Genomic DNA, 13,273 nt, shown 5'->3' with positions numbered 1-13,273 from the left:
CCCTCCCCTGGGCCTCTGCGGCGCGTGGGCGCCCGATACAGACGTGCCCACCACCCCGCCGGGGTGATGGGCACGTGTACGTCTGAAGCGATCGTGGCGGTCTCAGCCGATCGCGCGCTGCTTGATGCGGGCGGTGAGCTCCTGGACGTGGTCGTAGACCTTGCGGCGCTCGGCCATCTCCTTGCGGATCTTGCGTTCGGCGTACATGACCGTGGTGTGGTCGCGGTCGAACGTCTCACCGATCTTCGGCAGCGACAGGTCGGTGAGCTCACGGCACAGGTACATCGAGATCTGGCGAGCCTGGGCGATGGAGCGCGTCTTGCCCGGTCCGCGCAGCTCCTCGACGGAGACGTCGAAGTACTCGGCGGTGATGGCGAGGATGCTCGCCGCACTGACCTCGAGGGTGCCGGAGTTGGGCAGGAGCGCCTGCAGGACGACGTCGGCGAGCGACTTGTCGAGTGCGGCGTCGTTGAGCGAGGCGAAGGCGGTGACGCGGATCAGGGCGCCCTCGAGTTCGCGGATGTTGCGCTCGATCTTCGACGCGATCAGCTCGAGGACGTCGTCGGGCACCGAGATGTTGTCCATCTGGGCCTTCTTGCGGAGGATCGCGATCCGCGTCTCCAGATCCGGCGGCTGCACGTCGGTGATGAGGCCCCACTCGAACCGCGTGCGGAGTCGATCCTCAAGTGTCGCAAGCTGTTTCGGTGGACGGTCCGAGGAGATGACGATCTGCTTGCTCGCGTTGTGGAGGGTGTTGAAGGTATGGAAGAACTCCTCCTGGATACCTTCCTTGCCCACCAGGAACTGGATGTCGTCGACCAGCAGGATGTCGACGTCGCGGTAGCGCCGCTTGAACGCCACGCGCCGGTCGTCACGCAGCGAGTTGATGAAGTCGTTGGTGAATTCCTCGGTCGAGACGTACTTGACCCGCATGCCGGGGTACAGCCGCTGCGCGTAGTGCCCGGCGGCATGGAGCAGGTGGGTCTTGCCCAGGCCGGACTCACCCCAGATGAACAGCGGGTTGTACGCGCGGGCCGGCGCCTCGGCGACCGCAACCGCGGAAGCGTGGGCAAAGCGGTTCGACGCACCGATCACGAAGGTGTCGAACGTGTACTTCGGGTTGAGGTTCGCCCCCGAGGTCGACGGTGTGCTCGTGGGCCGCTCGGCGAAGTAGGACGCCCAATCGCCCGAGGGCCGGTGGGCGTCGGTGCCCGGGGCGGTCGGCCCGGCGGCCGCACCCGCGGTGAAGCCGGCGCCGAAAGTGGTCCCGGGCGGCGCCGCCGAGTGGTCGATGCCGGCGCCCACGGCGTTCACCCGGGGATCCGGAGGCGTGGGCGGTGCCGGATCGGCCGGCGGCTCGTCATTGCGCGGGGTGGCGACCCGGACGCCGAGGTCGACGGGTTCGTTGAGGTGTCGGCTCAACACCGATCGGATGGTCTCGCGCAGGTTGCGCTCGATCTGTTCCTGCACGAGAGCGGTCGGAACCGTCAGCAGTGCAAAACCCTCGGTGAGCGTGAGGGGTCGAACCAGTGACAGCCAGGCCTTCTGCTGGCGGGTCAGTGGTTCGTGGTCGCGTGCGGCTTCGTCGTCGTTGAGTTCGGCGACGACTCGCTGCCACACCTCGCCGAAAGTGTCGCGGTCTGAAGTCACGGGGCTGGCCTCCTGACCCGGAAAACTACCAGCGTTGACGAGGGCAGTGGCATCGACGTCGTCGAACCCAACTGTCCACAGAGTTATCCACACCTGTGTACAAAGGGTTGACGAGCTGAGGACTTCGGTCGGTCACCCGGCTCCTGCGGCATCTGTCCCTGTCAGTGCCCGCGGTCCACCGCGGCCGACGCTCTGAGCAAATTAGCAGAGCGACGGGACGGTCACAAAGAGTTCGGTGCAATTGGTCCGGGGTGATCGGGCGCCGCGGGTGAGGTGGTGCAGAACACACCTGGTGAGGGGCCATTCCCCGGGTCCGGGGACCGCGTTTGATTTGAGCGGCCGCTCTCAGTAGTCTCGACTGGTCATCCAGGTTGCGGATTTGCGCGGCGATTTGTCATGTTCGCCGAGTTCATCACCGACACCAGTTCGGCACCGTCCTGGATCAACCGACCAACGACAACATGTGGGTCACGTGCGGGCAACCGCCGTGCTCACAGGGAGCACCAAGGAGTCACCGTGGCCAAGGGCAAGCGTACTTTCCAGCCGAACAACCGTCGTCGCGCTCGCAAGCACGGCTTCCGTCTTCGCATGCGGACCCGCGCCGGCCGCGCCATCGTCAGCGCTCGTCGCAGCAAGGGCCGCGCGAAGCTCACCGCCTGATCGTCGGCTTCCCACCGGATTCGCAGCGGATCCGGTCAGCTGATCGATGACTGCGTCTTCTCATCGGATCACTCGCGGATCCGACTTCTCACGCACCCTGAAGTCCGGTGCGCGGGTGAACGCTCGTGACTTCGTCGTCCACCTCGCCCCGGTGGGCCCGCGCTGGCCGGACCCGAGTGGTCTGCGACGCGACGTGGCCATGACCGGTGGTCCATGGCTGGGCCTGGTCGTGAGCAAGTCCGTGGGAAACGCGGTGGTCCGTCACACGGTGGCCCGACGCCTGCGAGCCGCTTTCGCGGCGACCCGACACCTCTGCCCGAGCCCGGAGACCTTCGTGGTGCTCCGGGCTCGTCGTAGTGCGGCCGAGTCGAGCAGTGACGAACTGGCCGAGCAGCTCCGTTCGGTGCTCACCGGCCGGAAGGTCGCGGAGCTGACGCGAACGATGACCGCCCCGGTCGACGTGGGTGTCGGACGATGATCGACGCCGAGCTGGACGACCGGGCGGACCACTCCCCCACTTCCTCGTCGACACCTGCCGCTCGGCACGATCCGTCCACCGACACGCCCTCGCTCGCCGCACGGCTGAGGACGGGCATGCGTCTCCTGCCCCGGCGGACGGTCATCTTTCTCATAGAGCTCTACCGGACCTGGATCTCGCCGATGCGGCTGCCGACCTGCCGCTTCGAGCCGACATGTTCGGGCTACGCGGTCGAAGCCCTCGAACGGCACGGATTCGTGTACGGCTCCACGCTGGCGGTCATCCGTCTCCTGAAGTGCGGTCCCTGGCACAAGCCCGGATACGACCCGGTCCCTGAACGGGGGCCTCGCGATCTGTGGCATGACCTGGTGAGCCGTCTCCGCACCGGTGGGAGCGGCCACGACACACAGCACCCGTCCCGACGGGATGATTCCACCTAGAGAACAACAAGTGAGGGGTATCTGACCCGTGCTCGACTTCATCTACTACCCGGTGTCCGGGATCATGTGGGTCTGGCATTGGCTGTTCAGCCATGTCACGCCCGACACGCCCGGTGGCAACGGCATCGCCTGGGCACTGTCGGTGGTCTTCCTCGTCTTCACCCTGCGCGCGATCCTCTACAAGCCCTTCGTGAAGCAGATCCGCACCACGAAGAAGATGCAGGAGATCAACCCGCAGCTCCAGGCGATCCGGAAGAAGTACGCCAAGGACCGGGTCAAGATGACCGAGGAGATGCAGAAGCTCCAGCGTGAGCACGGGTTCAACCCCCTCCTCGGCTGCCTGCCGATGCTCCTGCAGATCCCGGTGTTCATCGGTCTGTTCCACGTGCTGCGTTCGTTCAACCGCATGGGCACCGGCATGGGGCAGCTCGGCATGAGTGCCGCGGAGACCCGCTCCACCGGCAACTACGTCTTCAGTGCCGACCAGGTGCAGAACTTCCTCGACGCCCGTCTGTTCGGCGTCCCGCTGTCGGCCTACCTGACCGAGCCGGTCACCGAGTTCCAGGCGTTCGTGACGCCGGGAGCCGAGGTCGACTTCACGCGCATGAACATCGCGTATGTCGTCGTGCCGATGATGATCATCGCCTCGATCGCGACCCACATGAACTCGCGTGCGTCGGTATCCCGCCAGCCGGAGGCCGCTCTCGAGAACCCGCAGACCCGGATGATGAACAACCTCGCGCTGTACATCTTCCCGATCGGCATCCTCGTCACCGGCCCGTTCTTCCCGGTTGCGATCCTGCTCTACTGGATGAGCAACAACATCTGGACCTACGGCCAGCAGCACCTGGTCTTCGGCAAGATCGCCAAGGAAGAGGAAGAGGCCCGTCGCCTCAAGCAGGAGAAGCTGAAGGCGAACGCCCCCAAGCCGGGTGCGCGTCCGGATCCGCAGAAGAAGAAGGGCGGCGCCCAGCCGAAGCAGTCCGGGTCGGTCTCCTTGGCCAAGGGTGGCGAGGAGGAGTCGGCGACGGAGGCCGACGCGTCGTCGAAGACCGAGGACTCCCCCACCAGTGGCGCAGCCGGCAGCAAGCCCAAGCCCGGTCAGAAACCGAACCGCTCCGGCGCGGGAGCCGGTCCGGGTTCCAAGAAGCAATCCGGCAACAAGGGCGGCAAGCCCAACGCGAAGCGCGGCGGCGGCAAACGCAAGCGGTGACGCGACCGCACAAGACTTGTTCGAAGAAGCACACAGTTAGGTGATTGAGATGACAGCTGAGACTGCAACTCAGACCGGTTCGAAGCCACAGGCGCAGGACGCCGAGAACCAGACCAATATCGACGAGACGACCGACACCGGCGTCGAGGATGTGGCCGACGACGACTTCGAAGACGACGAGGATCGGCTCGTCGAAGAGGGTGAGATCGCCGGCGATTACCTCGAGCAGTTGCTCGACATCCTCGATTTCGACGGCGACATCGACCTCGACGTGGACGGTGACCGTGCGGTCGTGAGCATTGACGGGGGTGACGATCTCACCAAGCTCGTGGGCCGCAAGGGCGAGGTGCTCGACGCTCTCCAGGAACTGACCCGGCTCGCGGTTCAGCAGGTGACCGGCGAGCGCAGCCGCCTGATGCTCGACATCTCGCGCTGGCGCGCTGATCGCCGAGAGCGTCTGGCGCGTCTGGGTCGCGAGGTTGCCGAGCGCGTTCGCGACTCGGGCGAGCGTGAGGCCCTCGATCCCATGACCCCGTTTGAGCGGAAGATCGTGCACGACGCCGTCGCCGCCGTCGACGGAGTGATCAGCGAGAGCGAGGGTGCGGAGCCGAAGCGCCGAGTCGTCGTCCTCCCCGAGTGATGTCCCACGGCTGACCGGAAGCCCTCTTCAGGCCCCGACCGAACAGGTCGGGGCCTGAAGTGTATGTAGGGGGTGTGCGCGGCTGAATTACATCGGTGTTGTTCGGCGGCTTGTTTCACGTGAAACCGGGGTCGTCTCTGTCACCGCTTCCCTCCCCCAGCACGGCTGTGCACAGCGGGATTGGTGGGAGCCGGAGTCGCAGAACCGGACATTTCGGCGCCGTTGACGGGTGTTCCTACCACTAGGGGTTCGAATCATCACGTGACGAAACGCGGTGGGCCGACTCTGCGATCGTCGTCGGTGGCGACATAGATCGGGCATAGATGTCGCCGGCAATTGCTCAGTCCCTTCCTCGGATAGCGACCGGGGATCGCGTGCGACACGGAGGCGCGTCGATGCCGACCTGGCGGTCGACCTCGGTGCCCACCCTCCGGGTGAGCCGCCCGCACCGCACGGCGTACCGAGTCGTCGACGAAGCCCGTCGGCGCGGGTCGGGGCGGAAGGAACTCTGGCACGGCACACGGGCACGGCACACGGACGGGCGTCAGGGCGCGTCGTGCCCGGGTTACCCCGGCGACGGCGGCGGGCCGCTTCTCTCGCGGCGGCACAGCGACACCGCTGCCGTTGAAACGGTGAGGATGTCGGGCGACAGAGATCGGCCGACCTTCGATACCCGAGGGCCTCGGCTCGAGGATGATGTCCCGTGAAGTCGTGACTCTTCGACCGGTCAACGGGTGGCAGTCCCGGTGGAACCGAAGCCGACCTGCGGGACATTGGACGGACTGGTCCGCACGAACGATCGCGGGATGCGGGGTCGCTTGCGGGCCGCGACTCGGAGGCTCGACCTGCCGAAAGTGACGGCGCCGGTGGGTTCCGTGTAGATGACCGACGTCGACCGTGCGCGACGTCGATTGCTCGGACGCGCTGGCGTCCGGTCGTGTCTCCCTGGGGCGGTATGGGGCGGTGCGGCGCGGTGCGGCGCGGTGCGGAGTGGTGTGCGTGGGTCGAGCGGATCCTGGCGACCGTGGTGCATCGACGGGGCGTGAGGCATGGGCAATACCACCACCGACTGCCCGGGACTACCGCGAAGGCGGTGGTGCGCTACCGCTCCCCTGGTCTGCGGTTCGGACGGTGCCGGGGTCGGTTGGTGCTCGGTTGGCCGGGGTCCCGTCGGTGGGTGTCTTCATGAGTCGAAGCCCGCCGATGGCCCAGCGGGGGTTCTCCGCAGGCCGCGTGAGTGGCGACTGAGGCGGGTTCGGAGACCTGTCGCGCCGGGTCTCCCCTCCCCCGGTCGAGTGGGCCGTCCCGGGAGAATTCGGTCGGTGTTTCACGTGAAACACATCGGTGTAAGTAGGTGGACGAAAGTTGCTGTCACGTTTGTGGACGGTTCGTCGCCCGGCCGAAGACTTACGCGTCGTCCTCTGTGGCCGACGGGAACACCCGCCCCTGCCGGTGGGTGAGTCTGTTCCAGTGCATGGTGCCGACACGTGGCAGGCGGACAGCACATAGGTCAGGAGATGGCAGAGTCGGCGGAATCGGGATAGAGGACGGGTGAACTCCGAGCCCTGCCACGACTGCTGCGCGCGCAACGCCATCACCGTCGGCGGAACGGTCAAGCCTCGGCGCCGATCGCGTGGCACCAGAAGCGCGGACCAGCGCGCGGTTCCGCCGCTGCCGTGCTGTGGGTGTCGGATCCGCCGCAACCGGAGCATGTCTCCCGTCCGCGTGTCTCGGACGGACATGCTCGGTCCCACGCCGGCGGGCTCTCCTTGACGCACAGGCCTGTCTTGCCGATCGCGCGAGCACCTACGCCGCGGCGAGCGGCTGAGATCGCCGGCATCACGGTTCCGGAGCGGGAGCTCCCCTCCCCGAGTGATAGAGCCGGGGACCGATCCGTCGACGGGCAGGCTGTGCAAGCGGGGGTGGCTGCGCCGAGTTGCCGGCGCGGTGGCCTCCCTCGCAGCGTTCACCGACGCACCGTGGTGCACGGACCGGAGGGTGCTCGGCAAGGCTCCCGCGTCGCTTGTTGTCCCCGATGCCGAGGTGACGGTTACTGGGGACTGGCCGACGTCGGCCGGGCTGAGGTTCAGATCGTCGAGGAAGGACTCGGTCGGTGTGCTGGGCTTGGATGTGAAGAGCGTGCTCGGCGGGACTCTCCCTGAGTGACGGGTCCGGGTCCCACGCGACTGCGGTCGATTCAGCAATGTGCGGTGGGACTTGTCGCGGGCAAGACCATCGAGATGGGATGCCGAGGGTGGGCGAGATGACGACCTTCGAGCGGCCTGATCAGGCAGTTGGATTCCGCGCTCTGTCGATCCTTGTCTCGGAACCGAGTCCTCGACCGGAGCGTCTTACATCCGTGTGTTTCACGTGAAACAGTGCCGTTCCGTGCGGATCTGGACGGACCCTGTGGAGCCGTCGGTTCCACGTGAAACACTAGAGTCTGACCCCGATCAGAAACGGAGGCCCGGTGTCGGCAGACGCTCAACCCGAAGACCATTCCGACCTTGACGCATTGCAGGTTCCGCCGGGTAGTGCCCGAGGCGTCTTCGGTGACCGACTGGAGTTGGCTGAAGGGTACTGGCGCATTCTCGCGACTGACGGCATCGACCATGGTTTGATCGGACCCCGAGAGGTGCCGCGACTGTGGGATCGTCACATTCTCAATTGCGCGGTCGTAGCCGAACTGATCCCCGACGGCGTCAACATCTTCGACATCGGTAGCGGGGCGGGCCTCCCAGGTGTGCCTCTCGCGATTGCCCGGCCAGACCTGGAGATCACCCTGATCGAGCCGTTGCTCCGTCGGAGTACGTTCCTCGAGCGAACCGTCGAAGCGCTCGGGTTGACGAACGTTCGTGTCGTCCGGGGGCGAGCAGAAGAGAAGGCGGTTCGTTCCGAGGTGGGAACTGCAGAAGTCGTCACGTCCCGCGCGGTGGCTCCGCTGGAACGTCTGGCGAAGTGGTGCGCTCCCCTCGTGGCCGCCGGCGGCCAGATGATCGCCATCAAGGGGTCATCGGCGGCAGACGAGATCGAGCGCGATCGTGCAGTTGTCGGGCGTACCGGGATCACCGATCTACGGGTGTCAACCTGCGGTGAATCGTTGGAGACGCCGACCACGGTCGTCATCGGCACGAAGACCGAAGCCGTCCGATCCAAGAAGTCGCGTCGGCGCTGACCGACACCGACAGACCCATCCGTCTGGGTTCGGCCCGAAGACGGCGCGCACAGAGGAGATCCGAATTGGTGTGGAGTCCGCGCAAGGCGCAGAATAAGAAGCGTTCCGGAGGCACGGTCCAGCCCGCCCCCGTGGACGATTCTGCAACCGTCGAAGCCGGCGCCACCACTGCCGGAACCGACGACCCTCACGCCCATCTGGTCGGTCAAAGGAGTGCCCGCGTGGTCGACAAAACCCGGAAAGTTTCACGTGAAACGACGACCACCGGAGGCTCGCCGATCGCCGACGAAACGTACGCCGACACCCCCATCGCGATGGCGGCCGCCCGTGCGAGCCAGGTGCTGACTCCCGGTGGCGCGGGGCAACTCCCCCGCCCCGCTCACACCCGCATCATGACCGTCGCGAACCAGAAGGGCGGCGTCGGCAAGACCACGACAGCCGTCAACCTCGCGGCAGGCCTCGCGCTCCGCGGTCTCCGTGTTCTGGTCGTGGACCTCGATCCCCAGGGCAACGCCAGCACCGCGCTCGGGATCGACCATCGTGCGCAGGACATCGCGTCGGTCTACGAACTACTCCTCGGCGAGGTGACGCTGAGGGAGGCCATCCAGGAGTCCCCAAGCCAGAAGGGGCTCTACTGCGTGCCGGCGACGCTCGACCTGGCCGGCGCGGAGATCGAGCTCGTGTCCCTCGTCGCCCGCGAGAACCGACTTCGGAATGCCCTCTCGGACGAGCTTCTCGCCGAGTACGAGATCGACTACGTGTTCATCGACTGCCCGCCGTCGCTGGGGCTGCTGACGGTCAACGCGATGGTTGCCGCGCGTGAGGTTCTGATCCCCATTCAGTGCGAGTACTACGCGCTGGAAGGTGTCGGTCAGCTTCTACGGAACATCGAGCTCGTCCAGGCGCACCTCAACCGCGAACTCCATGTCTCCACGATCATCCTCACGATGTACGACGGCCGGACCAAGCTTGCCGATCAGGTGGCCGAGGAAGTGCGTAGCCACTTCGGCGACAAGGTGCTCAGCACGATCATTCCGCGCAGCGTCAAGGTGTCGGAGGCGCCCGGATACGGGATGACCATCATCGAGTACGACCCCGGTTCACGTGGCGCGATGAGTTACCTCGACGCCGCACGTGAGCTCGCTCTGCGCGGCGCCTCGGAGACCTCGGCATGAGCGATGAGCCGATGAGTCCGAGACTTCAGTTCACCCCGGTCTTGCTGTTCCGAGTGGAGGTAGAGGCATGAGTCAACGAGACACTGCGACGCGGCGTGGCGGACTCGGTCGCGGACTGGCGGCCCTCATCCCGACCGGTCCGACGGAGGATCAGAGCAACGCTCCGCGTCTCGGGAATGCGGCTGCCGACGTCGTCATCGGGGGCAAGAGTGCAACGGCGAATGGTGCCGCCGCACCGACGACCGATGTGCCCACGGCCACCACTCCCCTGTCGGCCGAGGAGACCGGTGCGGTGTATCGCGAGATCCCACCGGCGGAGATCCAGCCGAACCCGAAGCAGCCGCGCACCGTCTTCGACGACGAGCAGATGGCCGAGCTCGTCCACTCGATCCGCGAGTTCGGCCTCATGCAGCCGATCGTGGTGCGCCGCCTGAAGGAGCCGACTCCGGAGGGCATCAAGTACCAGATCATCATGGGCGAGCGTCGCTGGCGTGCGAGCCAAGAGGTCGGCCTCGACGCCATCCCCGCGATCGTCCGTGAGACTCCCGACGGCGACCTCCTACGCGATGCGCTGCTGGAGAACATTCACCGGGCACAGCTGAATCCCCTCGAAGAGGCTGCCGCGTACCAGCAGCTGCTCGAGGAGTTCGGGGTCACCCACGAGGAACTCGCCGCGAAGATCGGACGGTCGCGGCCGCTCATCACCAACATGATCCGGCTGCTGAAGCTGCCGATTCCGGTCCAGCGACGCGTCGCGGCCGGTGTGTTGTCTGCGGGTCATGCCCGTGCCCTGCTTGCTCTGGACGCGGGAAGCGAGGCGCAGGAGGCTCTCGCGGCCCGCATCGTCGCCGAGGGCCTGTCCGTCCGGGCGACCGAGGAGGCGGTCACCCTGATGAACCGCGGTGACGGTCCCGAGGCCAAGTCGCCGGCCCAGAAGCGCAAGCCGATGCAGATGCCCGGCCTGCAAGACCTCGCCGAGCGACTCTCCGACACCCTGGACACCCGGGTTACAGTCAGTCTTGGGAAGAGGAAGGGGAAGATCGTCGTGGAGTTCGGGTCGGTCGATGACTTGGAGCGCATCGTCGAGTTCATCAACCCGAAGAAGTGATCTCACGGCGAGGTTTCTCCAACCAGGCACACGCGGAAGTAATGTCACTGTGACGATAGATGGACCCGGCACCCGCTGGTACGCCCAGAACGGTTGCAACGCAATGACTTTCGTAGCGTCGTGCTGTCGGGCCGGAGTTCGCTGACATGAGCGTGTCGATCGTGCGCCTGGAACTCGGATCCTTCGAGTCCCTACCCCAGCACACTCGCCGTTGTGTCTTCTGGGAGGTCGAGCCGGCCACCGACGGAGCTCCGTACGAGAGCGAGTTCGACAAGGAGGCGTGGTTCTCCGGTCTGCTCCTCGAGTGGGGCGCGTGCGGGCAGGTGGCAATCGAGTCGACGACCAACGCGGTCGTCGGAACTGCGTTCTATGCACCTCCCGGCCGGGTGCCACGGTCGCAGTACTTCCCCACATCCCCGGTGAGCCCCGACGCGGTCTTGCTCACCAGTCTTCGTACGGAGCCGGGTCATGAGGAGGTGGCACCGATCCTGCTCGACGCCGTGGTCGGTGACCTCATCCGCCGCGGTGTGCGAGCAGTGGAGTCGTTCGGCCTGGTGCGTGGGGGTTCCGACGCCGGTACCGCCGACGACCCCGGGACGGGCGAATCGGCCTCGGTCGAAAATGTCTCCATCTCGTCTACGAGCTTCACCAGTACAGGTGCTCTCCCCGACCTCGACTTCTGGACCGATCAGGTCATCATCGAGGTGGCTCGCGAAATCCTGGAGGGTCCGAGGTCCGATCTCTGCCCGGAATGCATGATCGACGCGGCGTTCCTGAAGGATTCCGGATTCGATGTCGTGGCATCGCATCCGAGGTTCCCGCGATTCCGTCTGGAACTCGATGCGGGTCTCGGCTGGAAGTTCGAAGTCGAGAGCGCGCTGGAGAAGCTGGTGATCATGGCCGAGATCGAGCTGACCAGCCAAGAGCGCACGGCGGTCCCGGTGGGCGCGGGACGGCCGCGGGTCAGTGCGAGGCGTTCTCCGCGGCCAGTAGTTCCGCGAAAGTGTAAGTGCCAGTAGGGCGATCGTCCTGATCGAGCAGGTACAGGCGCTTCACCGCGACCAGAATCGCATCGGCGATCACGTTGCGCCAGTCCGAATCAGCGAGGATCGCCGCGTCGCGCGGATTGGTGATGTACCCGACGTCGATGAGCGCGACGGGCATTCTGGTGAGCCGCAAGACATCCCACGTCCGTTCGTGGGTACGGCAGTCGGTCAGCGGTGTGCGGGCGACGATCTCGCGCTGGATGAATCCGGCGAGATTGCGCCCGATGGTCGAGTACGAGTTGTGGTTGTTCCCGAAGTAGAAGCTGGCGACGCCGTTGGCGCGCTCGTTCTTGTAGTGCGCGCAGCGCAGCGAGATCATCAGATCCGCGTCCATGAGGTTGGCGACGCGAGCACGTTCGTTGTCCGTGGGACGACCGCGGCCGTCATGTGACAGGAACGTCTGCATGCCGGCGGCGGACATCCGTCCCTCGAGGCGGGCGCCGAGATCCCACAGCAGATCCGACTCGCGTTCGGCGAGCTCGCCAGTAGACAGCGGGTGCAGCCCGCCCGAGCCGGGATCGATGAGGATCCGCTTGCCGGACAGCTGGGGGCCGGAACGGCGGACCTTTTCTTCCTGGCGGATGGCGTACGGCGACCCGCCGGTCACCCGGGTGCCCAGGCGCTCGAGGGAGCGGAGCGTGGCCGGTCCGCAGATGCCGTCGGACGCGAGGCCGTACTCGCTCTGATACAGACAGACCGCGTTGTGGGTGTTGGGGCCGAAGATGCCGTCGACGAGCGACGTGTAGTAGCCGAGGTTCTGGAGACGACTCTGCAGGGTGGCGACATCGTCACCGACCATCGGTGCCGAGAGCTGGTACGAGAGCACACGGGCGCCGAGACGGTAGGACGCCTCGCGCAGGACCCGGTAGGTCTGGGGACCGACGATCCCGTCGACGATCAGGCCGCGCTGCTGCTGGAACGCACGGATGGCACGGTCACACTCGTCGTCGAAGACGTCTCCTTCACCTCCGGGCAACAGTCCGAGCCCGACCAGGATTGCGCGGATCTCGGCAACTGCCGAGCCGTGATCCCCGAGTCGGAACAATGGCATGTCGTCACCCCTCATACGTTCGCCGCAGATATCTCCTGCTCGCGAGGTCCGGTGGTCCGCGTCGGCGGCACCGGTCGGTATCAGCCAGAATTGTCTCAGCTGAAGTTCACTACACCAAACTCACCGCCGAGCGACAGCAGTGACGCCGGAGATACGCCCCCGACGGGTGAGACCCGGGCCGAGACTACCAACGACGAGAGCCCGCGGGCGGACGACCAGGTCGTTCACCCGTCGGACGCTCGTCGTCGAAGTGATGAGCTCTGCAGGTCAGGCGGTCTTGCCGACCACCGAGTCGAGTTCGCGAAGAAGTGCGGCCTTGCCCTTGGCGCCCACGATCGTCTTCACCGGCTGACCCTTCTCGAACAGGATCATGGTCGGGATCGACATGATCTGGAAGTCGCGGGCAGTGGCGGGACTCTCGTCCACGTCGAGCTTGGCGACGGTCAGCTTGTCGCCGTGATCACGCGCGATCTCCTCGAGAACCGGCGCGACCATGCGGCACGGGCCGCACCAGGTCGCCCAGAAGTCGACGAGGACCGGCTTGTCGGCGTTCAGGACGGTGTCCTTGAACGTGGTGTCGTTCACGACGACGGTGTGTGCACCCATGATGTGTCCTCCTTGGTGGACGAGGAAAGTT

Annotated in this window: 12 protein-coding genes; 9 read left to right on the top strand and 3 right to left on the bottom strand. The window is 66.0% G+C overall.

The window, feature by feature from the left end; all coding sequences use genetic code 11:
* Window positions 1–102 precede the first annotated feature (102 nt).
* Window positions 103–1,650 carry a chromosomal replication initiator protein DnaA gene (dnaA, locus tag GP2_RS09285; RefSeq protein ID WP_006900243.1) on the bottom strand — a complete coding sequence of 516 codons (1,548 nt, stop codon included), beginning with the start codon at window positions 1,648–1,650 and terminating at the stop codon, window positions 103–105.
* Between the two features lie 516 nt (window positions 1,651–2,166).
* Between dnaA and rpmH the strand changes: the two genes are divergently transcribed.
* From rpmH to GP2_RS09245, 9 genes are all read left to right on the top strand, one after another.
* Window positions 2,167–2,310 (top strand): 50S ribosomal protein L34, encoded by a 144-nt coding sequence (rpmH, locus tag GP2_RS21170; RefSeq protein ID WP_006900242.1) that lies wholly within the window; start codon window positions 2,167–2,169, stop codon window positions 2,308–2,310.
* A 46-nt stretch (window positions 2,311–2,356) separates the two neighbouring features.
* Window positions 2,357–2,788 (top strand): ribonuclease P protein component, encoded by a 432-nt coding sequence (gene rnpA, locus GP2_RS09280; RefSeq protein WP_006900241.1) that lies wholly within the window; start codon window positions 2,357–2,359, stop codon window positions 2,786–2,788.
* A complete protein-coding gene (yidD, locus tag GP2_RS09275) occupies window positions 2,785–3,228 on the top strand; it encodes a membrane protein insertion efficiency factor YidD (RefSeq protein ID WP_006900240.1) in 444 nt (147 codons plus the stop codon). The genes rnpA and yidD overlap by 4 nt, the downstream gene beginning before the upstream one ends.
* A 28-nt stretch (window positions 3,229–3,256) precedes the next feature.
* Window positions 3,257–4,441: a membrane protein insertase YidC gene (yidC, locus tag GP2_RS09270; protein WP_006900239.1), complete on the top strand. Its 1,185-nt coding sequence runs from the start codon at window positions 3,257–3,259 to the stop codon at window positions 4,439–4,441.
* Window positions 4,442–4,490: 49 nt separating this feature from the next.
* Window positions 4,491–5,081: a Jag family protein gene (locus GP2_RS09265; RefSeq protein ID WP_040526695.1), complete on the top strand. Its 591-nt coding sequence runs from the start codon at window positions 4,491–4,493 to the stop codon at window positions 5,079–5,081.
* Window positions 5,082–7,551: 2,470 nt separating this feature from the next.
* On the top strand, window positions 7,552–8,256 hold the full coding sequence (rsmG, locus tag GP2_RS09260; RefSeq protein WP_006900236.1) for a 16S rRNA (guanine(527)-N(7))-methyltransferase RsmG: 705 nt from the start codon (window positions 7,552–7,554) through the stop codon (window positions 8,254–8,256).
* Between the two features lie 314 nt (window positions 8,257–8,570).
* Window positions 8,571–9,431, top strand: a complete 861-nt coding sequence (locus GP2_RS09255; RefSeq protein WP_244941186.1) for a ParA family protein — start codon at window positions 8,571–8,573, stop codon at window positions 9,429–9,431.
* Between the two features lie 67 nt (window positions 9,432–9,498).
* Complete coding sequence (locus tag GP2_RS09250; RefSeq protein ID WP_006900234.1) at window positions 9,499–10,539, top strand: ParB/RepB/Spo0J family partition protein; 1,041 nt, start codon at window positions 9,499–9,501, stop codon at window positions 10,537–10,539.
* A gap of 146 nt (window positions 10,540–10,685) precedes the next feature.
* Window positions 10,686–11,558 carry a hypothetical protein gene (locus GP2_RS09245; RefSeq protein WP_006900233.1) on the top strand — a complete coding sequence of 291 codons (873 nt, stop codon included), beginning with the start codon at window positions 10,686–10,688 and terminating at the stop codon, window positions 11,556–11,558.
* Here the strand turns inward: GP2_RS09245 and GP2_RS09240 are convergent.
* A complete protein-coding gene (locus GP2_RS09240; RefSeq protein ID WP_006900232.1) occupies window positions 11,503–12,636 on the bottom strand; it encodes an N-acetylmuramoyl-L-alanine amidase in 1,134 nt (377 codons plus the stop codon). The genes GP2_RS09245 and GP2_RS09240 overlap by 56 nt on opposite strands.
* A gap of 267 nt (window positions 12,637–12,903) precedes the next feature.
* Complete coding sequence (trxA, locus tag GP2_RS09235) at window positions 12,904–13,242, bottom strand: thioredoxin (RefSeq protein ID WP_006900231.1); 339 nt, start codon at window positions 13,240–13,242, stop codon at window positions 12,904–12,906.
* Window positions 13,243–13,273 lie beyond the last annotated feature (31 nt).

The sequence above is a fragment of the Gordonia paraffinivorans NBRC 108238 genome, from assembly GCF_000344155.1.
In the GTDB taxonomy this organism is placed as follows: Bacteria; Actinomycetota; Actinomycetes; order Mycobacteriales; family Mycobacteriaceae; genus Gordonia; species Gordonia paraffinivorans.
Note: the sequence above shows the minus strand (reverse complement) of the source record. Positions and strands in the feature narration are given on the sequence as shown.

Excerpts from the sequence above, each read along its gene's own strand:
- rnpA (WP_006900241.1), top strand. The coding sequence starts at position 2,357 with ATGACTGCGTCTTCTCATCGGATCACTCGCGGATCCGACTTCTCACGC.
- yidD (WP_006900240.1), top strand. The coding sequence starts at position 2,785 with ATGATCGACGCCGAGCTGGACGACCGGGCGGACCACTCCCCCACTTCC.
- GP2_RS09265 (WP_040526695.1), top strand. The coding sequence starts at position 4,491 with ATGACAGCTGAGACTGCAACTCAGACCGGTTCGAAGCCACAGGCGCAG.
- GP2_RS09255 (WP_244941186.1), top strand. The coding sequence starts at position 8,571 with ATGGCGGCCGCCCGTGCGAGCCAGGTGCTGACTCCCGGTGGCGCGGGG.
- GP2_RS09250 (WP_006900234.1), top strand. The coding sequence starts at position 9,499 with ATGAGTCAACGAGACACTGCGACGCGGCGTGGCGGACTCGGTCGCGGA.
- GP2_RS09245 (WP_006900233.1), top strand. The coding sequence starts at position 10,686 with ATGAGCGTGTCGATCGTGCGCCTGGAACTCGGATCCTTCGAGTCCCTA.
- GP2_RS09240 (WP_006900232.1), bottom strand. The coding sequence starts at position 12,636 with ATGCCATTGTTCCGACTCGGGGATCACGGCTCGGCAGTTGCCGAGATC.
- trxA (WP_006900231.1), bottom strand. The coding sequence starts at position 13,242 with ATGGGTGCACACACCGTCGTCGTGAACGACACCACGTTCAAGGACACC.